The organism is Castellaniella sp. S9 (genome assembly GCF_027257175.1).
Lineage (GTDB): Bacteria > Pseudomonadota > Gammaproteobacteria > Burkholderiales > Burkholderiaceae_B > Castellaniella.
This window is the reverse complement of the sequence record NZ_JAPFGD010000007.1, coordinates 132,491-153,882: the sequence shown is the minus strand read 5'-3', so window position 1 is coordinate 153,882 and position 21,392 is coordinate 132,491. Positions and strand designations below refer to the sequence as shown.

Sequence of the window (21,392 nt, the reverse complement as noted above, 5' to 3'; positions counted from 1 at the left end):
TCAGCGCCGCATGACCTTTTCAGACGGGGTCAGCGACTCGATGTAGGCCGGGCGTGAGAACAGGCGCTCGGCGTATTTCTGGATGGGCGCGGCGCTCTTGGGCAGTTCGATCTCGTAGTGGTCGAGGCGCCACAGCAGCGGGGCGATGGCCACGTCGAGCATCGAGAATTCGTCGCCCAGCATGTATTTGTTCTTGACCAGCAGCGGGGCGAGCTGGGACAGGCGGTCGCGGATGTTGTTGCGTGCGGCCTCGCGGGCCTTGGCCTCGACCGGGTTGCGGTTCTCGAGCACCGAGACGTGGACGAACAGCTCTTTTTCGAAGTTGTACAGGAACAGCCGGGTGCGCGCCCGCATGATGGGGTCGGCCGGCATCAGCTGCGGATGCGGGAAGCGCTCGTCGATGTATTCGTTGATGATGTTGGATTCGTACAGGATCAGGTCGCGCTCGACGAGGATGGGAACCTGTCCGTACGGATTCATCACGGCGATGTCCTCGGGCTTGTTGTACAGGTCGATGTCGCGGATCTCGAAATCCATGCCCTTTTCAAACAACACGAAGCGGCAGCGTTGGGAAAAGGGGCAGGTCGTTCCGGAATAGAGCACCATCATGTCGTGGGTTCCAATGCAAAGATGTTTCAATCCGCACCCGTGAGCGGGCGGAGCGGCAAGAACGGGGCTGCACCGCTACGGCGACCGATCATCCCCTTCAGGAGATGGTTTCCATCGAGCCTTCGACGGGAACGTGCGGTGCGACCCCTGAAAAACGGAACAGGCGCATGACACGCCCATTCCATCCGCCAGGCCGGTCACGCGCCCCGGAGGGCGCGGGATCTACCTGACATGCTTCCAGTATGACGCATTCATGCGTATGGCGACAAACAGGAAGAGGAACAGGAACAGCATGACCCATACGCCGATCTGCTTGCGCAGGAGCTGGTTGGGTTCGGCCATCCAGCCCAGGAAATTGCTGATGTCGGCGACGTTGCTCTCGAAGGCGCTGAACTGCTTGGGATCATCGGTATGGAAGGTGATCTTTTCGGACGGGCCGCCATGGTAGTCCTTGAGCGCCTCGTCCTTGACGGTCGAGAAGCCCTCGGGGTCGAAGGTCTGGGTCGTGCGCGTCCACTGCGTGGAGCCGTCGTCGGCGGTGACCTCATGGACCGCGATGCGCGTCATGCTGCGCGGGCCCTCGAGTTCCCAGAGCACGTTGGGCATCGCCACGCTGGGGAAGGTGGTGTTGTCCCAGCCGGTCTTTTTGGAGGCGTCGCGATAGAAGGTGCGCAGGTAGGTGTAGATGTAGTCCACGCCGGACGGACCCATGGTCGTGCTCTTGGCGCGCGCGATCACCGACAGGTCGGGCGGCGTGGTGCCGAACCATTTCTTGCCGTCCTCGGGTGTCATGGCGATGGTCATGAGTTCGCCCACCTTGTCGGCGGTGAACAGCAGGTTTTTCTTGATGTCGTCCTCTGTCAGCCCCAGGTCGGTGAGCTTGTTGTAGCGCATGGAGTTGGCGCTGTGGCAGTTCAGACAGTAGTTGACGAAGAGTTTGGCGCCGTTTTGCAGCGCGGCCAGGTCGTTGATGCGGTCCGGGGCGCGATCCAGGTGCACCCCGCCTTCGGCCGCGACGGCCATCGCGCAGGTCAGGGACAGGGCCAGGGCACCGAGCAATTTTTTGATCATGATCTTTCCGTAACGTGGTGATGGCCTTAGTGGGCGTGGAACGTGACGCGGTCGGGCACCGGCTTGAAGGTGCCCAGGCGGCTCCAGACGGGCATCAGCAGGAAGAACGCCAGGTAGATGACCGTCCCGACTTGGCCCATGAGGGTGTAGGTCGGGGTGACCGGCTGCGTGCCCAGCCAGCCCAGGATCAGGAAATTGATGATGAAGATCGCGTACAGCACCTTGTGCCAGTTCGGACGGTAGCGGATGGACTTGACCGGCGAGTGGTCGAGCCACGGCAGGAAGAACAGGATCACGACGGCACCGCCCATGGACACGACACCCCAGAACTTGGCGTCGAAGACCTTGAGCAGCACGGCGACGGCCAGCAGGATGACCGGGACGATCACGCGCCAGATGCCGGGCAGGCGGCCCTTGATGAACAAGGCCACGGCCGCGATCAAGGCGGCGGCGGCCAGCACCCACGTAAAGTCGCTGGTGGTGGCGCGCAGCATCGTATAGAACGGCGTGAAGTACCAGACCGGCGCGATGTGCGGCGGGGTCTTGAGCGGATCGGCCGGGATGAAGTTGTTGTATTCGAGGAAGTAGCCGCCCATCTCGGGGCCGAAGAAAATGATCGCGGCGAACACGATGAGGAATCCGGCCACGCCCACCATGTCGTGCACGGAGTAGTAGGGGTGGAACGGGATGCCGTCGACCGGACGGCCGTATTTGTCCTTGGGGCCTTGCTTGATTTCGACGCCGTCGGGGTTGTTGGAGCCCACCTCGTGCAGGGCGAGGATGTGCGCCACGACCAGGCCGATCAGCACCAGCGGGATGGCGATCACGTGGAAGGCGAAGAAGCGGTTGAGGGTGGCGTCGGAGACCACGTAGTCACCGCGGATCCACAGCGACAGTTCGGGGCCGATGAAGGGGATGGCCGAGAACAGGTTCACGATCACCTGGGCGCCCCAGTAGGACATCTGGCCCCAGGGCAGCAGATAGCCGAAGAACGCCTCGCCCATCAGGCACAGGAAGATCGCCACGCCGAAGATCCAGACCAGCTCGCGGGGCTTGCGGTAGGAGCCGTAGAACAGGCCGCGCAGCATGTGCAGGTAGACGACCACGAAGAACATCGACGCGCCGGTCGAGTGCATGTAGCGGATGAACCAGCCGCCCGGCACCTCGCGCATGATGTACTCGACGGATTCGAACGCGAAGCGCGCGTCGGGCTTGTAGCTCATCACCAGGAAGATGCCGGTGACGATCTGGATGACCAGCACCAGCAGCGCCAGCGATCCAAAGAAATACCAGAAATTGAAATTCTTGGGAGCATAGTACTCGGACATGTGCTCCTTGATCATGCTGGTCAGCGGGAATCGGCGATCCACCCAACCCAGCAATCCGGTCGTCTCGACGTTTTTCTCGGCCATGAATGGCTCCTAGTTTCTCAGTGTCACGGAACGATGACCGCGGGTCATCAGGCCTGTTCGTTTTCTTCGACGCCGATCGTGACGCGAGTGCCGTCGGCGGAGAAAACGTAGGGCGGGATTTCGAGGTTGTCGGGGGCCGGTTTGTTGGCGAACACCCGTCCCGCCAGATCGAAGGTGGATCCGTGGCAGGGGCAGAACCAGCCGCCGGGCCAGTCGGCCGGCAGACCGGGCTGCGGCCCGGGCTGGAAGTGCGCGGTGGGCGAGCAGCCCAGGTGGGTGCAGATGCCGATGCAGACGAAGATCTCGGGCTTGCGGGAACGGTATTCGTTTTTGGCGAAATCGGGGGTATAGCCGGGGCGCTCGGACTGCGGGTCGGCGAGCTCGGCGTCGTGCTTGGGCAGGGCGTCGAGTTCGGCCTGCGTGCGGCGCACGATCCAGACGGGCTTGCCGCGCCATTCCACGGTCAGCATCTGGCCCGGCGCGAGGCCCGAGATGTCGGCCTCGACGGGGGCGCCCGCCGCGCGGGCCTTTTCAGAAGGAGCAAAAGAACCGACGAAGGGAACCGCCGTTGCCACACCCGCCACGCCGCCCAGGGTACAGGCCGAAGCGACCCAGAATCGGCGGGAAGGATCGGGTGGCAGGTTCGGATCGACCGCGCCCTGTTCGTCGGACTGTGTCGTGTTCTGACTCATTCTTGTATCCCTGGTTGCTGTGCCCGCTGGGCTTTGCGTTGAAATGTCTGCTTGCGCAAAAGGCTCTTCAGCCGCGTATTATAGCGTTACGCCAAGTAGGGCGAAATCCAAGAAGGGAGGTGGCATGGCCAACGCAAGAGGTTTCATCAAGGAATTCCAGGAATTCGCGATCAAGGGCAATATGATGGACTTGGCGATCGGTGTGATCATCGGCGCCGCGTTCGGCAAGATCATCGATTCGATCGTCAACGACCTCGTGATGCCGGTCATCAGCTTCATCCTCGGCGGCGAGGTCAACTTCGACAATCTGTTCCTGATTCTGCGCATGCCCGAGGGCTATGCGGGACCGCAGACCCACGAGGCCTTGACCCAGGCCGGCGGCGTGGTGTTCGCCTGGGGCCATTTTCTCACGGTGTTCATCAATTTCCTGTTGCTCGCCCTGGTGGTGTTCATCATGGTCAAGGCGGTCAACAACGCCCGGCGCCGCTTCGAGGCCCCGCCGCCGCCAGCTGCCGCACCGGCCACGCCCGAGGATGTCCTGCTGCTGCGCGAGATCCGCGACTCGCTGAGGAAATGATCGCGGACACGCGCTGTCCGCGGCCGCCTTCAGGCCGGGTTGTCGATGTCCACGAAATCGCAGCGGATGCCGAATTGCGCGGCGGCCGCTGCGCCCAGCGCCTGCACGCCGTAGCGTTCGGTGGCGTGGTGGCCCGCGCCGATGAAGGCCACGCCGGTCTCGCGCGCGAGGTGGACGGTCTGTTCGGACACCTCGCCTGTCAGATAGGCGTCGACGCCGGCCTCGACGGCGGCGTCCATCATGCCTTGCGCCGCGCCCGTGCACCAGGCCACGCGTGTGATCGGGCGTTGCGCGTCGCCGACGACCAAGGGCTCGCGCGCCAGGCGCCGTCCCACGTCGCGGGCCAGTTCCGCCAGCGGCATGGCCGCGCGCGGCCGGCCCAGCCAGACCAGCTCGTCGGGTCCGCAACGGCGCGGGGCCCCGGCCGTATCGGTGTCCGGCGTCCACCCCAGGACTCGCCCCAGTTGGGCGTTGTTGCCCAGCAATGGATGGGCGTCCAGCGGCAGGTGGTAGGCGAACAGGCTCAGTCCGTGCTCCAGCATGAGCGCCAGGCGGGTGCGCTTCGGGCCCCGGACGCGGGGATCTTCGTTTTTCCAGAACCAGCCGTGATGCACCAGGATGGCGTCGGCCTTTTCGCGGATGGCGGCCTCGATGAGCGCCTGCGAGGCGGTGACGCCGGCGATGATGCGGCCCACGGCGCCGCGGCCCTCGACCTGCAGGCCGTTGGGGCAGTAGTCGCGGAATCGCCCGGCCTGCAGCGTGTCGTCGAACCACGCCGCGAGTTCGTGCAGGGGTACCTGTGTCATTCCTTCTTCCTTCGATCCGAGTTCCCGGCGTGATGCCGGCCAGCATGCCATGCGTCGATTGTGGCTGATTTTCGCGCAGACCGTGACAGTGTGCCTGGGCATCCTGTTCATCGTCTCGACCTTGCGGCCCCAGTGGTTGGGGATGGGGGCGGCCCCCCCGCCCGGCGCGGCGGCGCCGGCCGTGCAAAGCTACGCCGCCGCCGTCGAGCGCGCGGCGCCCGCCGTGGTGAACATCTATACCGAGCGGCATGAGGACGTGCCGCTGATCCCGCTGCCAGGCGATCCCGGCCTGGAGCAGCTGTTGCGCCAATTGCCCGGCTTCACCCAGCGGCAGTCCTCGACCAGCCTGGGCTCCGGCGTGATCGTGCGCGCCGACGGATACATCCTGACCAACCACCACGTGATCGAGTCGGCCGATGCCATCCGGGTGGCCCTGCACGACGGCCGCCAGGCGCCGGCCCGGCTGGTGGGCGCCGATCCCGAGAGCGACCTGGCCGTGCTGCGCGTCGACCTGTCCGACCTGCCGGTGATCGCCTTCAGCCCGCGCCGCGAGGTCCGCGTGGGCGACGTGGTGCTGGCCATCGGCAATCCCTTCGGCGTCGGCCAGACCACCACGATGGGCATCGTCTCGGCGCTGGGCCGCAACCGCCTCGGGATCAACATCTACGAAAATTTCATCCAGACCGATGCGGCCATCAATCCCGGCAACTCGGGCGGTGCGCTGATCGATACGCGCGGCGAGCTGGTCGGGATCAACACGGCGATCTATTCCGAGACCGGCGGTTCGTTGGGAATCGGCTTCGCGATCCCGGCCGCGGCGGCGCACGACGTGCTCGATCAGATCATCCAGCACGGCAGCGTACAGCGCGGCTGGCTGGGCCTGGAACCCCAGGATGTCACGCCCGACCTGGCGCGCGCCTTCCACCTGCGCAAGGCGACCGGGGTGATCGTGGCGCGCGTGCTGCCGCGCGGGCCGGCCGCGGCGGCGGGCATCCAGGTGGGGGATATCGTGCGGACCCTGGATGGCGAGCCCGTGCGCGATTCGGTCGATCTGCTCAACCGGCTGGCGCCCCTGGCGCGGGGCACGCCGGTGCGCCTGGGCTTGCTGCGCGGCGGCCGCGACATCGAGGTCGAGGTGAGGATCGGCGCGCGTCCCTCGGCGCCGCGTCCGCCGCGCCGCTGACCAGGGCGCCTGCCGCGCGGCTCAGCGCTCTCAGCGCAGCTTGCGCGCCGCCGCCATGGCGAAATACGTCAGGATCCCGTCGCCGCCCGCGCGCTTGAAGGCCAGCAGGGACTCCATCATCACCTTGTCGTGGTCCAGCCAGCCGTTGGCGGCCGCGGCCTTGATCATGGCGTATTCGCCGCTGACCTGGTAGGCGTAGGTCGGCATGCCGAAGGCGTCCTTGACCTCGCGCAGCACGTCCAGGTAGGGCAGGCCCGGCTTGACCATCACCATGTCGGCACCCTCGCGGATGTCGGCGGCGACCTCGCGCAGGGCCTCGAGCCGGTTGGCGGGGTCCATCTGGTAGGTCGCCTTGTCGGCGGCGCCGAGGCTGGCCGCCGAGCCCACCGCGTCGCGGAACGGACCGTAGAAGGCGCTGGCGTACTTGGCCGAGTAGGCCATGATGCGCGTGTGGATGCGGTCCTGTGCGTCGAGCGCGCGCCGCACGGCGCCGATCCGGCCGTCCATCATGTCGCTGGGGGCGACGATGTCGACGCCGGCCTGGGCCTGGGTCAGCGCCTGGCGCACCAGGACCTCGACCGTGGCCTCGTTCAGGAGCTGGCCGTGTTCGTCGATGAGGCCGTCTTGGCCGTGGCTGGTGTAGGGGTCCAGGGCCACGTCGGTCAGCACGCCCAGTTCCGGAAAGCGGGATTTCAGCAGGGCCACCGTGCGCGGCACCAGGCCGTCGGGGTTGGCGGCCTCGGCGCCGTCGGGCGTCTTGAGCGCCGGGTCGATGTGCGGGAACAGGGCCAGCACCGGGATGCCCAGGGCCAGGCAGTCCTCGGCGGTGCGCAGTAGTTCGTCGGGCGAGTGGCGCACGACCTCGGGCATCGAGGCCACTGGATCGCGGACCTTGCTGCCCTCGCAGACGAACACCGGGTAGATCAGGTCGTCGGCCGTCAGGGCGTTCTCGCGGACCAGTCGGCGCGAGAACCCGTCGCGCCGGTTGCGGCGCAGACGGACGTTGGGGAATTCGGTATGGGGCAGGAATTTCGTCATGGCACGACCTTGGGTGAAATCCAGTTTTCGATGTGGGCACCGGCCTCGTCCAGGCCGATCCGGTGGGTGGCCGAAAAGGGCAGCGCGCTGAGGGTGCCGATCTCGGCCAGGTCCTTGCGCGCCTGGGCGACGGCCCGCAGCCGCTGGCCGTAGGGCAGCTTGTCGGCCTTGGTCAGCAGCGCCAGGGTGGGCAGGCCGCGCATCCCGATCCAGTGCGCCAGCCGCCGGTCGAGGTCGGTCACCCCGCGCCGGATGTCGATCAGCAGCACCACGCCGGCCAGCGAGCTGCGCGTGTGCAGGTAGCCGCCCAGCACTTCGGCCCACTCGTCGCGCGCGGCCTTGTCGACCGCCGCGTAGCCGTAGCCCGGCAGGTCGACCAGGAAGCCCAGCCAGGCGCCGTCCTCGACCGGATCGGGAATGCCGAACAGATTGATCAGCCGCGTGCGGCCCGGCGTCTTGCTGGAGAACGCCAGCCGGCGCTGGTTCGTCAATACGTTGATCGCCGAGGACTTGCCGGCGTTCGAGCGCCCGGCGAAGCAGACCTCGGCGGTCGTCGGCGGCGGCAATTGCTCGAGGCGGGCGGCCGAAACCGTGAAGCGGGCGCGATGCAGGAGGGACACGGCGGGGGCGGTCTCAGTAATGGTCAAAGGCTATTGTATAATTTCGAATTGAACTTGTTGCGCCGTCTGTCGCGAAGCACGCAGTATCCTCGGCGCGGGCATGGTGGCGCCATGGTGCGCCGTGATCGAATAACAATCGAGGACTTCATGAATCGCATGCTCTCCAGAATGGTCATGGCCGCCGGCCTGGTTGTCGCCGGCAGCGTCTCCAGCGCCCTGGCGGCCGATGCGGGCGTCGCCCGGCCCGACGCAGCGGCCGGCGAGCAATTGTTCGTCAAGGGCGACCCGGCGCGCGGCGTGCTCGCCTGTGTGACCTGTCACGGTGAGGGCGGCAACAGCACCATCCCGATGAATCCCAATCTCGCGGCGATGCCGCACGAGTACCTCGCCAAGCAGCTCGCCGATTTCCAGAAAAAGGACGACAAGCCCGCCGTGCGGCGCGGCCATGACGGCGCGGATTCGATCATGACGGCCATCGCCGCCGGCATGACGCCCGAGGATATCCAGAACGTCGCCCTGTACCTGTCGCAGCAGCCGCTCAACCCGGACACCGCCGCGACGGCGACCAACGAGGACACGATGGAGCGCGGCCAGCATATCTGGCGCGCCGGCCTGGTCGATCGCAAGGTGCCGGCCTGTGCCGCATGCCACGGGGCCAACGGCGCCGGGATCCCCGGCGAGTTCCCGCGCCTGGCGGGACAGCACCCGGAATACCTGGTCGACCAGCTCAAGCTTTTCCGTGCCGGCGACCGTGCCAATGGCATCATGCACGACATCGCCGACAGGATGAACGACAAGGACATCGCCGCCGTGGCGGATTACGCCGCGGGCCTGCGCTAGACAGGGGGCTGTTTCCGTATTGCGGTCAGGGTTATCGGAGGGGCCGGCCGCGATCCGATGTATCGTTTTTTGATTGACATATAAATCGAGGGGGGCACGCGCAAGCGCACCTCCCTTTTTTTGCAGAATCGGATTGCCGTGACGCCGTCTTCCAGTTTTCGCGTGCGAGGCGCGGACGTGATCGAACTGCTGGGTTCGATGCGCTTTGCCATCAGCCTCCTGGTCTTCATTTGCGTGGCCAGCCTGATCGGCACGGTCTTGCCTCAGAACCAGGCCGCCAATACCTACGTCGACCAGTTCGGCCCCTTCTGGTTCGCGGTCTTCGACCGGTTCTCCATCTGGCATATCTACAACAGCTGGTGGTTCCTGCTGATCATGGCGTTCCTGGTGGTGTCCACCACCTTGTGCGTCTTGCGCAATGCCCCCAAGATGATCCGCGATGCCCGCTCATTCCGGGAATATGTGCGCGGCTCCAGCCTGCGCGCGTTCCATCATCGGGTCGAACTGCAGGCGAACGACGATGTGGCGCAGGCGGGCCGCAAGGTCGGCGCGCTGCTGCGCGAACAGGGCTTCCGCTACCGCGTCCGCGAGGACGGCGACAGCCTGATGGTCGCCGCGAAAAAGGGCGGCGCCAATCGCCTGGGCTATATCTTTGCCCACGTCGCCATCGTGGTGGTGTGCCTGGGGGGGCTGCTGGACAGCGAGCTGCCGGTGCGCCTGCAGGCCTGGCTGCTGGACAAACATCCGATCACCGACAACATGCTGATCGCCGACGTGCCTGAATCGGGGCGCCTGCCGGCACGCAATCCCAGCTTCCGGGCGAATATGCTGGTGCCCGACGGCAAGCAAAGCAGCATGGGCATCGTGTCGTACGGCCAAGGCGTGCTGCTGCAGCCGTTGCCGTTTTCGTTGCGGCTCGAGCGTTTTTACGTCGATTACTACGAGACCGGGATGCCCAGCGATTTCCGCAGCGACGTCGAGGTCACCGATCTCGCGACGGGCGAGCGCTTCGAACAGACGATCCGGGTCAACGAGCCCCTGCGCTACAAGGGCGTGACCGTCTACCAGTCCAGTTTCGATGACGGCGGCAGCACGCTGCGTCTGCGCGCCTGGCCCCTGAAGGGGACGGGCGAGCCCACCGAGGTCGAGGGGACCGTCGGCCAGGAAACCTCGCTGGGCAAGGGCGCGGCCGCCGTGAAGGTCGATTTCACCAGCCTGCGGGTGATCAACGTCGAGAACATGGGCGACGGGGCGCTGCCGCAGCCCTCGGGGATGGCCGAGCACGTCGCGGCCGTTACCGGCAGCGCCGCGCGCCCGCGCAACGATGGCTTGCGCAATGTCGGGCCCAGCGTCCAGTACCAGGTGATCGGCGCCGACGGCCAGGCGCACGAGTTCAACAACTACATGCTGCCGGTCGAGATCGACGGATTCCCGGTGTTCCTGCTGGGGATGCGCACGAATGCATCCGAACCCTACCGCTACCTGCGCATCCCGGCCGACGCGCAGGGCACCATGGGCGAGTTCATGCGGCTGCGGCAGGCCTTGGCCGATCCGATCCTGCGCGAGGCGGCGGCGCGGGGGTTCGCCGAACGCAACGCCCCCGAGGGCGAGCAGCGCCAGCTGCTGTTCCAGGCGGCACGCGGCGCCCTGCAGACGTTTTCCGAGCGCGGTTTCAATGGCATACTGGAATCTGCGCCGGAAGGCGAGCGCGAGAAAATCCTGAATTTCGCAGTGCCGATGATCCAGCTCAGCCTCACCGAATTGCGTGATGCCATGCACCGGCAGGCGGGCCAGCCGCCCGTCGATTACCAGGGTGCCGATGGCGAGCGCGAGGTCCAGTGGATGCGCCTGGCGGTCCTGGGCTTGACCAGCCTGCCCGATTATCCGGCGCCGATGGCCCTGCAGCTCAGCGGCTTCGACCAGGTACAGGCCAGCGTCTTCCAGGTGGCCCGCAGCCCGGGCAAGACCACCGTCTACCTGGGGTGCATCCTGCTGGTGATCGGGGTGTTTTCCATGTTCTACATCCGTGAGCGCCGCGTCTGGGTGTGGATCCGTCCGGGGTCGGGCGGCAGCGAATTGCTGGCCGCCATGACGTCCCAGCGGCGCACGCTGGACTTCGACCATGAGTTCCGGCGGCTCAAGGGCGCCTTGCAGCGCCGGTTCGCCCAGGGCGATGGCCCCGGGGACAAGGGGTAATCATCATGACTGAATCCGTCGTCCGTTCGAACCTGCCCACCTGGGAGGACACCATGTCCTCCAGCGGCGACCGTCGTGGCCGGCGCGGCCGTCCCGACTGGACCGACATCGCGTTCTTCGCCGTGCTGGCCGCGGGCGCCGCTTATGTGCTGACCGGCTACGGCCAGTTCATGGATTATTACGAAAAAGCCATTCTGGTGGGTGCGGTCGGGCTCTTCAGCTGGATGGCCTGGCTGTGGCGGCCGCTGCGCACCCTGATGATCGCCAGCGGATTGTCGGCTTTGCTGGCGATCTGGCTCTACAGTCCGACCGGCGAGCTGCTGCAGGGCGACCTGTCGCGCGCCCAGACGAATTTCCTCCTGCAGTACCTGTTGTCTTCGCAATCCGCCATCCTGTGGATGTGCGCCCTGTTCGCCCTGGCCACCATCAGCTACTGGATCGGTTTCGCCAGCCGCACCGCGGCGTGGCTGGGCACGGTGCTGACCTGGAGCGCCGTCTATGCGGGCGTCACCGGCCTGTTGGTGCGCTGGCGCGAAGGCCACCTGCTGGGCCCGGACATCGGCCATATTCCCGTCAGCAACCTCTACGAGGTCTTCGTCCTGTTTTCGCTGATCACGGCCCTGTTCTATCTCTATTACGAGCGCCGCTACGCGACGCGCGCGCTGGGCGGCTTTGTGCTGCTGGTGATCAGCTCGGCGGTCGTGTTCCTGCTGTGGTATTCGTTCACCCGCGACGCCTATCAGATCCAGCCCTTGGTGCCGGCCCTCAAGAGCTGGTGGATGAAGCTGCACGTGCCGGCGAATTTCATCGGCTATGGCACCTTCAGCCTGGCCGCGATGGTGGGTTTCGCCTACCTGGTCAAGGAGCATGGCCAGACCGTCCAGCGGCGGCGCTTGATACCGGTCTTCATCCTGGGCGCCGTGCTGTGCGCCGAACCCATGATGTTCGGCTCCCGCGAACTCTCGGCCACCTGGATGCTGTACTTTGGCCTCGGCGCCCTGATCGTGGGCGGCATCCTCGCCTGTCGCGCGCCGATCGCGCGCCGCCTGCCGCCGCTCGAGATCCTTGACGACATCATGTATCGCGCCATTGCCGTCGGCTTCGCGTTCTTTACCGTGGCCACCATCCTGGGGGCGCTATGGGCCGCCGATGCCTGGGGCACGTACTGGCAATGGGATCCCAAGGAAACCTGGGCGCTGATCGTCTGGCTGAACTATGCGGCCTGGTTGCACATGCGCCTGATGAAGGGCTTGCGCGGCACCATGGCCGCGTATTGGGCGCTGGGCGGCTTGCTGGTGACGAGCTTCGCCTTCCTGGGGGTCAATATGTTCCTGTCGGGGCTGCACTCGTACGGCGAACTATAGGCCGCCCCTGCGCCGGCGGCGGCACGTCCGTTCAAGCCTCGTCGGCCAGGGACTGGATGAAGCTCCGCGCCCGGTCGTCGGCGATCAGGGGCAGGACGGTCTCGTTGGCCAGGATCTCGGAAGGCGAGCGCGCGGCCGACAGGACGTGGCCCTGGACGTGGTCCACGCCCATCCTGGCAAGGGTCTCCAGGGTTTCGAAGTCCTCGACCCATTCGGCAATGCATTCCATGTGCAGGTTGTGGGCCAGCTCTATGATGCTGTTGACGATGGCGATGTTGGCTTCGCTGCGGATCATGTCACGGATCAGCGAGCCGTCGATCTTGATGATGTCGGCGGGCAGTTCCTTCAGGTACGAGAACGAGGTATAGCCCGCACCGAAATCGTCGAGGGCGACCTTGGCGCCCATGCGTTGCAGGCGCCGCATGAATTGCCGCGTGCGTTCCAGGTCCTGCAGCGCCACGCCCTCGGTGATTTCGATGCACAGCCGGCGGGTGAGCTGCGGATGCAGGCCCAGAATGCCGAACAGCACATCGATGAACTTGTCGTCGTTCAGGGACACGCCGCTGAGGTTGACGTTGACCTGTTGCGTGCGGGCGAGCTTGGTCTGATGCCGGGCCATCCACTCGAGCGTGGCCGACAGCACCCATTTGTCGATCGTGCCGATCATGCCGTTTTCCTCGGCTGCCTGGATGATCTTGGTGGTGCTGATGCTGGTGGCGTCCGAACTGCGCGCACGCAGCAGGATCTCGATGTTGAGGGTGTGCAATGGGCGCCTGAGCGAGACGATCGGCTGCATTTCGAGGTAGATGTCTCGTGGGCTGCCGCCCTCCTCGAGCTGGTCGAACAGCCGCAGCTCCTCGATGTGGTCGAAGAGCTCGCTGGCGTTTTCCTCGTAGAGCATGATTTCCGTGTGCTGCTTGCGCGCGGCCCGGCAGGCCCGGCTGGCGGCCGAGATCGCATCCTTGGGATTCATGTTCTGATGGATGTCGATGATGCCCATCGCGCTCTTGATCTGAAAGGCGCGATTGCCGATGTACAGGGCTGAGCCGTTCAGGCTGTCGATGATGTCCTGCCCGATGGGCCGCGCCTCGCTGGCGCGCAGGTTGGGGAACAGGATGACGAATTCGTCGTTGCCCACCCGTCCCAGGCGCTGGCTTTCGTTGAGCGAATATTTGAGGCGTTCGCACACCATCTGCAGGAGTTCGTCGCCCGCGGTGTGCCCGAACGTGTCGTTGATGTGCTTGAGGTGGTCGAGACTGAGAAACGCCAGTGCGCAGGGCTTGCCCTCGTTGACCAGTTGCGTGATGCATTGTTCGGTGGCGCTTTCGATGCCGCGGCGGTTGAGCGCATTGGTCAGCGGGTCGTTCTCGGCCATCAGGCGCAGCTTGCGGATCGTTTCGGTCCGTGCGCTGATGTCCTGCAGCGAGCCCTCGATTCGGCCGCCCACTAGCGTCGCGCGCAGCAGGAAACTGCGGGCCGGGCCGGGCTGTGTGAGATTGTCGAGCATCCGGATTTCGGTTTCGATGCCGAGTTCGGTGTTCCGGGCCACCTGCTGCCAGTCCTGCGCGGGAAAGAAATCGGTCCAGAGCAAGCCGCGGTAGTCTTGCCCGTCGGCCAGCCCGAGGCTCTGGCGCGTGGCGGCGTTGAGGTGTTCGAACAGATGGCCGGAACTGAGCGTGAACAGGCCGAATGGCACCAGGGCGTCGGCGACGATGAGCTCGTTGCGCGCACGAAAACCGCTCTGGCGTTCCTCGCGCATGTGTTCGGCGGCACCCAGGGCGACCATGACGCTGGACAGCAGCAGGATGATGGCCCCGGCCAGCGTATCGATGCCGTCGCCCAGGCCCAGGGCATACAGCACCAGGCCCAGGAGCAGGGTCGCCATGGCCAGGCACAGGCCGCCGATGTGCCACTGCCAGATCCTGGAAGGAGAGCGCAGCAACGCATACAGCAGCATGACGGTGATCAGGCCCGAACCGACCCAGGCCGCGAGGAACAGTACGGGCTGGAACCAGGCGTAGGGCAGGACCAGCGCGGCCACGATGAGCGCAATGCTGCTGAGGCGTCCGACCCGCTGGACCTGCTTGCGGGCGGTGGCGCCCAGGCTTTGGTCGAACAGGCGCAGGAACAGGCTGTAGGTGAGGATGTAGTAGGCGGTGGCGGTCGCCTTGCGCAGGAGGGGGATGAGGTCCGCCGGGATGGCGTGGCCCACCCACTGCATGTCCCACCCCATGACCCAGGCGCCCAGCCGCAGGTTGCCGACCAGCCATGCGGCCAGGAGCATGTACATCCATTCGCGATTCGTCAGGGCGATGATCGCGATGAACAGAGCCAGGGTCAGCAGCCCGCCCTCGACCAGACCGATGGCGCGCGACAGCCGGGTCACGGACTGGGCCAGCGCCGCGCCGTTCCAGAGCGTGGCCGACACGTCGCCGGCGACGGCGAGCCGGGTCGCGCAGACGAGGCGCCCGGGGCGTTCGATGCCATCGAGGCGGATCACCGGCCCGTGCAGGTTGCGATGGAGCTGTCCGCTGGTCACATCGCCCACCATGGCGCCGACGGGGCTGGCCATTGCCCCGGCATCCCAGCAGAACAGCGACTGTGCGTAGGGATTGGGAATGCCGAGGATCGGGGTGCCTGTGCCGCCTGCGGCGGCCGGGATTTCAATCAGGAACCAGGCCGGCTCGCCGTTGGCCGTGAGTTCCGCCTTGTAGCGCGTGGGCGTCGAGTTCAGCAGGTCGAGCGCCTCGGCGGGACCGGCCGGGGGGGCCGAGGCATCGGGCAGGGCGCGGATCGCCAGCGGGGTGCCGGCGGTGTCGGGATACAGATTGCCCAGGACGAGGACCGCCACCGCCACGCCCAGCAGGATCGCCAGCGGGGTCAGATAATAGGCGATCAGGCGCACCGCCAGCCCACAGAAATCCGCCACCCGCGAGGGGGTGGAGGCAAGAGGTGGTTTGCTGGGCGCCATAGGACGGGACTTAAGGTTTTTCCGCCCTCTGGGCGTAACCGGCATGATACGGGTTAAACGGCCGTGTTCTGTAGTTCTTTACCCCCACATTATGGGGCCTGGCCTGAGCGTAGACCAGAATGTCGTGGCGCCGCGCAGAAGGGCTGCGTCGTCGGCGCAACGCGGCCGGCCGGGGGGTGACGAGGCGTGGCGCCCGCCGTCATGTGCCGCCGGTGGATCCTTGGGCCGGAATCCGCTCGGAGGCGTACAGATCGGCGACGGACTCGCGCGGCCGGATCAGGTGGGCCTGGCCGCCGTCGACCAGGATCTCGGCCGCCCGCGGGCGCGTATTGTACTGGCTGGCCATCGAGAACGCGTACGCGCCGGCGGACATGATCGCCAGGAGATCACCCTGCTCGATCGAGAGTTCGCGCTCGCGGGCGAGCCAATCGCCGCTTTCACAGATGGGCCCCACGATGTCGTAGCGATGACTCGTCTGACCCGCGCGCGGCGCCACCGGTTCGACGTCGTGCCACGCCTCGTACAGCGCCGGCCGCATCAGGTCGTTCATGGCGGCGTCGACGATCGCGAAGTTGCGCGCCGGCGTGTGCTTCAGATACTCGATGCGGGTCAGCAGCACTCCGGCATTGCCCACCAGCGAGCGCCCCGGCTCGAGGATCAGCTGCAGATGCGCGAGACCGCGGGATTCGAGGGTGGCAAAGACCGGACCGAGCAGCTCGGCCGGGTCCAGCGGCGTTTCGTCGGTGTAGCGGATGCCCAGGCCGCCGCCCAGGTCCAGGTGGCGCAGCTCGATGCCGTCATTGCGCAAGGCGAGGATCAGATCGATCAGCTTGTCCAGGGCGTCGAGGTAGGGGGCGATCTCGAGGATCTGCGAGCCGATGTGGCAATCGACGCCCGCGATCTCGAGGCCCGGGTGTTCCATGGCTTGGCGGTACAGGCCGCGGGCGGCGGCGATATCCACGCCGAACTTGTTTTCCTTGAGTCCGGTCGAGATATAAGGATGGGTGTGCGCGTCCACGTCCGGGTTCACCCGCAGCGACACCGGTGCGCGCAGGCCCATCTCGAGGGCGATGTCGGCCAGGCGCTCGAGTTCGGCGGCGGATTCGACGTTGAAGCACTTGATGCCCGCCGACAGGGCCTGCCGGATTTCCCAGGACTGCTTGCCCACGCCTGAAAATACGATCCGCCCCGGGTCCGCGCCGGCGGCCAGCGCGCGCGACAGCTCGCCGCCGGAGACGATGTCGAAGCCCGCGCCCAGGCGCTGGAACTCGTGCAGCACGGCCAGATTGGAGTTGGCCTTCATGCCGTAGCAGATCAGGGCGTTGCGCCCGGCGATGGCGCGCGCATAGCGGTCCCAGGCGGCGTGCAGGGCACTGCGGGAATAGACGTACAGGGGCGTGGCGTACTGGTCGGCCAGCTCGGGCAGCGGGATGTCCTCCGCATGCAGGATGCCGTTCTTGAACTGGAATTGCGGGGCGACGGTCATGGGCGTGTCCTGTGGCCGGGCTAGGGGTTGTCGGCGCGGTTCCGGGGCCTCGCGCGGCACCGGCGCGTTCCTATGGCTGGGCGGTGGGGGCGGCGGATGCGGGGGGCGCGGCCGGCGCCACGGAGGGGGGCGCGGCCAGTGCCGGATCCGGTGGGGGCGGCGGCGGCAGGGTCAGGGGCCCTTTCATGCCGCAGGCTGAAAGAAGGAGGGCCAGAAGGGCGGCCGGGCCGGCGCGGCGCGCGAAGTGGCGTAGCAGTATGCGCATGTCAGAATGGAACGCGGGTCGGTTGGGTGTCGCTGTTGCCGGTCCCGCCGCCACCGACACCCAGTTGGTCGAGCAGGTTGCCGATGCCGTCCATGGGGGCGGCGCCTGCCACCGAGTCGCCCGGTGCGGGCAGGCCGACGCGGGCGATGGCGGTGCCGGGCGGGAATTCGCTGAAGTAGAACTCGCCGTCGATGCGCGACAATCCGCTGGGCATGGGGCCCGGCGGGATCTCGGGCTGTCCGTCGAGGGCGACGCGCATGTAGTTCAACCAGATCGGCAGGGCGGCGCCGCCGCCGGTCTCGCCCGACCCCAGGGACTTCGGCTGGTCGAAGCCCATCCAGGCGACGGCCACGAGTTTGGGTGTGAACCCCGCGAACCAGGCGTCCTGCGAATCATTGGTGGTGCCGGTCTTGCCGCCGATGTCGTTGCGCTTGAGCTCGCGGTGCGCCCGGGCGCCGGTGCCGTAGGTCGCCACGCCGCGCAACATGTCGTCCATGACGTAGGCGGTGCGCGGATCGATGGCGCGCGCCAGGGTGTCGCCGCTCACGGTGGGCCGCGCCCGCATGATCACCTTGCCGGCGCTGTCGGTCACGTGGTCGATGAGGTAGGGCGGGACCCGGTATCCGCCGTTGGCGAAGACCGCATAGCCGCCGGCCATTTGCAGCGGCGTGACGCTGCCCGCGCCCAGCGCCAGGGGCAGCACGGCGGGTTGGCGCGAGCGGTCAAAGCCGAAGCGCGTCACGTAATCCTGGACGTACTGGGGGCCGACCGCCTGCATGATCCGGATCGAGACCATGTTCTTGGACTTGTAGAGGCCCTGCCGCATGGTGAGCATGGGCTCGTACGTGCGGCCGTAGTTCTTGGGGTTCCAGGCCTTGGATCCGGTCTGCTCGGCGGTCAGCGAGAACGGTTCGTCGGAGATCTGGGTCGCCGGCGTGAGGCCGCGCTCGAGTGCGGAGGCATAGATGAAGGGCTTGAAGGAGGAGCCCGGCTGGCGCCAGGCCTGCGTGACCCGGTTGAACTTGCCTTCCTCGAAGTCGAATCCGCCGACCATGGAGATGACCGCGCCGTCCTGGGCGCGCACCGATACCAGCGCCGCCTGCACCGTGGGCTTGTTGATCAGTTCCCAGTATTCCGGACGCTTGTGCACGTAGACGACGTCGCCGCGATCGATGCGCAGCTCGGGCTTGGCCTTGGGCGTCAGGCCGCGGGCGATCACGCGCAAGGCCCGCTTGTCCGTGATGTCGATGATTTCGGAGGCGCTGCGGGCGACCTTGACGCCGTTGGCATCGGCGGCCAGCACGACGCCGGCGATCAGGTCGCCGTTGTCCGGGTACTTTTCCTGTACGGCGTCGAGGATCTCGTCGAAGGCCTCGGCCTGGGACTCGATGCCGTCCGGCAATTCGACCGAACCCTCGGGGCCCGGATAGGGCGCGCGCCGCGTATAGTCCAGCACCCCTTCGCGCAGCGCCTGGTAGGCGGCCTCCTGGTCCTTGGAATGGATGGTGGTGTAGATGTTGAAGCCGCGGGAATAGATGTCGTCCTGGTAGACCCCGTAGAGCAGTTGCCGGGCGAGCTCCGCCGGATATTCGCCGTGCACGGCGTAGCGGCCCGTGGGCGTGCCTGGGGCGGACTTGATCTCGATGGGCTGGGCGAGCGCCTGCTGGTATTCGTCCTCGGTCAGGTAGCCCAGATTGCGCATGCGTCCCAGCACGTAGGCCTGCCGTCCCTTGGCCCGCTTGAAATTCGAGATCGGGTTGAAGCGCGAGGGCGCCTTCGGGATGCCCGCCAGCATGGCGGCCTCGGCCGCGGTGATGTCCGAGAGCTGCTTGCCGAAATACGTGCGGCTGGCCGCGGCGAAGCCGTACGCCCGATGTCCCAGGAAGATCTGGTTCATGTACAGATCGAGGATCTCGTTCTTGGTCAGCGTGGCCTCGATCTTGAAGGTCAGCAGCAGCTCGTAGAATTTCCGGGTGTACGTCTTTTCCGAGGACAGGTAGAAATTGCGCGCCACCTGCATGGTGATGGTGCTGGCCCCCTGGGACTTGGACATGTTGACGATGTTGGCCATCGCCGCGCGCAGCACGCCGGCCCAGTCGATCCCGCCGTGCTGGTAGAAGCGGTCGTCCTCGGCGGCGAGGATGGCGGATTTCATGATGTCCGGGATCTCGTCGAAGCGCAGCACATTGCGGCGTTCCTCGCCGAATTCGCCAATCAGGACGTGATCCGAGGTATAAATGCGCAGCGGCACCCGCGGCCGGTAGTCGATCATCGCGCTCAGGTCGGGCAGGTTCGGCCAGGCCAGCGCCAGGGCGAGCGTCCCCAGGAGGGCCCCGCAAAGGCCCAGGCCGGCCACGAAGACCACGGACTTGAGGATGAAGCGTGACAGCCAGGAACGCGACGGCGCCGATGCGGAGGAGGATTGTTTCTGAGAGCTCATCAGGGGCGATTTTAAGCCCAAGCGGTGTCGGGCCAGAAAATGTGCGCGGAGTCAATGTAACCGGATGATGCGGGCCGCACCTCGGCTGCCGGGCCGCTAATGCGATAATACACGCAAAATGAAAGCCACTTTATCCCTCATGGACATCGATTCCGAAGGACACGACGCCGGGCGCGCCGCCGCATCGGGCGCCGGCGCGTCGCCGCCCATCATCCTGGTGGGCATGATGGGCGCGGGCAAGACCACGATCGGACGGCAGCTCGCCCATGCGTTGGGGCGCAAGTTCCTCGACCTGGATCACGAGATGGAAGCCCGCTGCGGGGTCCGTATTGCATTGATCTTCGACATCGAGGGCGAGGCCGGGTTCCGCAAGCGCGAAACCGCGCTGCTCGACGAGTGCTCGCAGCGTCCCGGCCTGGTGCTGGCCACCGGCGGAGGCGCCGTGCTCGCGCCCGAGAACCGCGAAATCCTCAAGTCGCGCGGCCTCGTGGTGTACCTGCGCGCGGGGGTGGACGAGCTCTTCCGGCGCGTGGCCCGCGACCGCAACCGGCCCTTGCTCAAGACCTCGGACCCGCGCCAGCGCATCGCCGAACTCATCGCCCAGCGCGAACCGCTGTACGAAAGCGTGGCCGACATCACGCTGGACACCGGCCATATGCCGGCCTCGCAAGTATTGCGCAGCCTGCTGCCGCACTTGCTGGACTACCAGGCCCAGGGGGATGCACCTTGAGCGACATCCAGGTCCGGGTCGACACCCCCGGGGGGGCTTATCCGATCCATATCGCGGCCGGCCGGCTCGATGAGTTGGCCCACAGCATCCCGGACGACGCCACGGCCGTCGCGCTGGTCACGAATGACACGGTTTCCGCCCTATACGGCACGCGTGCGCGCGCCGCGCTGGCCGCCTCGGGCAAGCCCGTGCATGTGATCGAGCTGCCCGACGGCGAGGGCCACAAGACCTGGGAAACCCTCAATCGGATCTTCGACGCCCTGCTGGTTGCCCAGCTCGATCGCAAGGCGGTGCTGGTGGCGCTGGGCGGGGGCGTGGTGGGCGACGTCTGCGGCTTTGCCGCCGCCTGCTACATGCGCGGCGTGCGCTTCGTGCAGGCGCCTACGACGCTGCTGGCTCAGGTGGATTCCTCGGTGGGCGGCAAGACCGCCATCAATCATCCGCTGGGCAAGAACATGATCGGCGCCTTCTACCAGCCGCTGGCCGTCGAGATCGACACCGACGTGCTGGCCACGCTGCCGCCGCGCGAGGTTTCCGCCGGCTTGGCCGAGGTCATCAAATACGGCATGATCGCCGATGCGCCGTTCTTCGACTGGTGCGAGGCGCATGCGCAGGCCCTGCGCGCGCTCGATCCCGAGGCCGTGCGCCACGCCATCCGCCGTTCGTGCGAAATCAAGGCCCGGGTGGTGTCCCGGGACGAACGGGACGTGGGCCTGCGCGCCATCCTGAATTTCGGCCACACTTTCGGCCACGCGATCGAATCGGGCCTGGGTTATGGCCAGTGGCTGCACGGCGAGGCGGTGGGCTGCGGCATGGTGATGGCCGCCGAACTGTCGGTCCGGGCCTGCGGGCTGGACGCCGCCGTGGTCGAACGCATCCGTAGCCTGGTGGCGGCGATCGGCTGCCCGGTGCGCGCCCCCGATCTGGGCGTGGACCGCTGGCTCGATCTCATGCGTGTCGACAAAAAGGTCGAAGGACGCGTGATCCGCTATGTGCTGCTGCCCGCGCTCGGCCGGGCCGACGTCCAGGGGGTCGATGACGACCTGGTCCGCCCCCTGCTGGCGTCGGGGCGGCTCATCGAGGGCCGCTGAG

The 21,392-nt window shown here is 66.6% G+C and carries 18 protein-coding genes; 7 read left to right on the top strand and 11 right to left on the bottom strand.

Annotated features, from left to right (window positions below; genetic code table 11):
* From OOZ48_RS12950 to petA, 4 genes are all read right to left on the bottom strand, one after another.
* Window positions 1-609, bottom strand: coding sequence for a glutathione S-transferase N-terminal domain-containing protein (locus OOZ48_RS12950; RefSeq protein ID WP_269498967.1), 609 nt, complete (start codon window positions 607-609; stop codon window positions 1-3).
* A gap of 222 nt (window positions 610-831) precedes the next feature.
* Window positions 832-1,680, bottom strand: a complete 849-nt coding sequence (locus OOZ48_RS12945) for a cytochrome c1 (protein ID WP_269498965.1) — start codon at window positions 1,678-1,680, stop codon at window positions 832-834.
* A gap of 26 nt (window positions 1,681-1,706) precedes the next feature.
* Entirely contained in the window at window positions 1,707-3,092 is a 1,386-nt protein-coding gene (locus OOZ48_RS12940) for a cytochrome b (RefSeq protein ID WP_269498962.1), read from the bottom strand.
* Window positions 3,093-3,139: 47 nt separating this feature from the next.
* Entirely contained in the window at window positions 3,140-3,784 is a 645-nt protein-coding gene (gene petA, locus OOZ48_RS12935; protein WP_269498960.1) for a ubiquinol-cytochrome c reductase iron-sulfur subunit, read from the bottom strand.
* Between the two features lie 124 nt (window positions 3,785-3,908).
* Here petA and mscL point away from each other — a divergent pair, with 124 nt between their 5' ends.
* The gene (gene mscL, locus OOZ48_RS12930; protein ID WP_269498958.1) at window positions 3,909-4,361 is read left to right on the top strand and encodes a large conductance mechanosensitive channel protein MscL; all 453 of its coding nucleotides are present in this window, start codon (window positions 3,909-3,911) and stop codon (window positions 4,359-4,361) included.
* A 29-nt stretch (window positions 4,362-4,390) separates the two neighbouring features.
* Here the strand turns inward: mscL and OOZ48_RS12925 are convergent, their stop codons facing one another.
* Entirely contained in the window at window positions 4,391-5,167 is a 777-nt protein-coding gene (locus OOZ48_RS12925) for a Nif3-like dinuclear metal center hexameric protein (protein WP_269498956.1), read from the bottom strand.
* A 49-nt stretch (window positions 5,168-5,216) separates the two neighbouring features.
* Here OOZ48_RS12925 and OOZ48_RS12920 point away from each other — a divergent pair, with 49 nt between their 5' ends.
* Complete coding sequence (locus OOZ48_RS12920; RefSeq protein ID WP_269498954.1) at window positions 5,217-6,350, top strand: S1C family serine protease; 1,134 nt, start codon at window positions 5,217-5,219, stop codon at window positions 6,348-6,350.
* Between the two features lie 30 nt (window positions 6,351-6,380).
* On the opposite strand, the gene hemB is transcribed toward OOZ48_RS12920, so the two are convergent.
* Complete coding sequence (hemB, locus tag OOZ48_RS12915) at window positions 6,381-7,388, bottom strand: porphobilinogen synthase (protein WP_269498952.1); 1,008 nt, start codon at window positions 7,386-7,388, stop codon at window positions 6,381-6,383.
* Window positions 7,385-8,008 (bottom strand): ribosome biogenesis GTP-binding protein YihA/YsxC, encoded by a 624-nt coding sequence (gene yihA, locus OOZ48_RS12910; RefSeq protein ID WP_269498951.1) that lies wholly within the window; start codon window positions 8,006-8,008, stop codon window positions 7,385-7,387. The genes hemB and yihA overlap by 4 nt, the downstream gene beginning before the upstream one ends.
* A gap of 147 nt (window positions 8,009-8,155) precedes the next feature.
* Here yihA and OOZ48_RS12905 point away from each other — a divergent pair, with 147 nt between their 5' ends.
* The 3 genes from OOZ48_RS12905 (at window position 8,156) to ccsB (ending at window position 12,408) form a co-directional block, all read left to right on the top strand.
* On the top strand, window positions 8,156-8,848 hold the full coding sequence (locus OOZ48_RS12905; protein ID WP_269498950.1) for a c-type cytochrome: 693 nt from the start codon (window positions 8,156-8,158) through the stop codon (window positions 8,846-8,848).
* A gap of 198 nt (window positions 8,849-9,046) precedes the next feature.
* On the top strand, window positions 9,047-11,044 hold the full coding sequence (locus OOZ48_RS12900) for a cytochrome c biogenesis protein ResB (protein WP_269499149.1): 1,998 nt from the start codon (window positions 9,047-9,049) through the stop codon (window positions 11,042-11,044).
* A 5-nt stretch (window positions 11,045-11,049) separates the two neighbouring features.
* A complete protein-coding gene (gene ccsB, locus OOZ48_RS12895; protein WP_269498949.1) occupies window positions 11,050-12,408 on the top strand; it encodes a c-type cytochrome biogenesis protein CcsB in 1,359 nt (452 codons plus the stop codon).
* A gap of 31 nt (window positions 12,409-12,439) precedes the next feature.
* On the opposite strand, the gene OOZ48_RS12890 is transcribed toward ccsB, so the two are convergent.
* From OOZ48_RS12890 to OOZ48_RS12880, 4 genes are all read right to left on the bottom strand, one after another.
* Window positions 12,440-15,379: a putative bifunctional diguanylate cyclase/phosphodiesterase gene (locus OOZ48_RS12890; RefSeq protein WP_269498947.1), complete on the bottom strand. Its 2,940-nt coding sequence runs from the start codon at window positions 15,377-15,379 to the stop codon at window positions 12,440-12,442.
* A 199-nt stretch (window positions 15,380-15,578) separates the two neighbouring features.
* Entirely contained in the window at window positions 15,579-16,865 is a 1,287-nt protein-coding gene (lysA, locus tag OOZ48_RS12885; RefSeq protein ID WP_269498945.1) for a diaminopimelate decarboxylase, read from the bottom strand.
* 70 nt (window positions 16,866-16,935) lie between these two features.
* Window positions 16,936-17,130 (bottom strand): LPS translocon maturation chaperone LptM, encoded by a 195-nt coding sequence (gene lptM, locus OOZ48_RS18555; protein ID WP_442867586.1) that lies wholly within the window; start codon window positions 17,128-17,130, stop codon window positions 16,936-16,938.
* A 1-nt stretch (window position 17,131) separates the two neighbouring features.
* Window positions 17,132-19,570 carry a penicillin-binding protein 1A gene (locus OOZ48_RS12880; protein ID WP_269498943.1) on the bottom strand — a complete coding sequence of 813 codons (2,439 nt, stop codon included), beginning with the start codon at window positions 19,568-19,570 and terminating at the stop codon, window positions 17,132-17,134.
* 223 nt (window positions 19,571-19,793) lie between these two features.
* On the opposite strand from OOZ48_RS12880, the gene OOZ48_RS12875 reads away from it, so the two are divergent.
* Window positions 19,794-20,300: a shikimate kinase gene (locus tag OOZ48_RS12875; RefSeq protein WP_269499147.1), complete on the top strand. Its 507-nt coding sequence runs from the start codon at window positions 19,794-19,796 to the stop codon at window positions 20,298-20,300.
* Window positions 20,301-20,305: 5 nt separating this feature from the next.
* On the top strand, window positions 20,306-21,391 hold the full coding sequence (aroB, locus tag OOZ48_RS12870) for a 3-dehydroquinate synthase (RefSeq protein WP_442867590.1): 1,086 nt from the start codon (window positions 20,306-20,308) through the stop codon (window positions 21,389-21,391).
* The last annotated feature ends 1 nt before the right edge of the window (window position 21,392 follow it).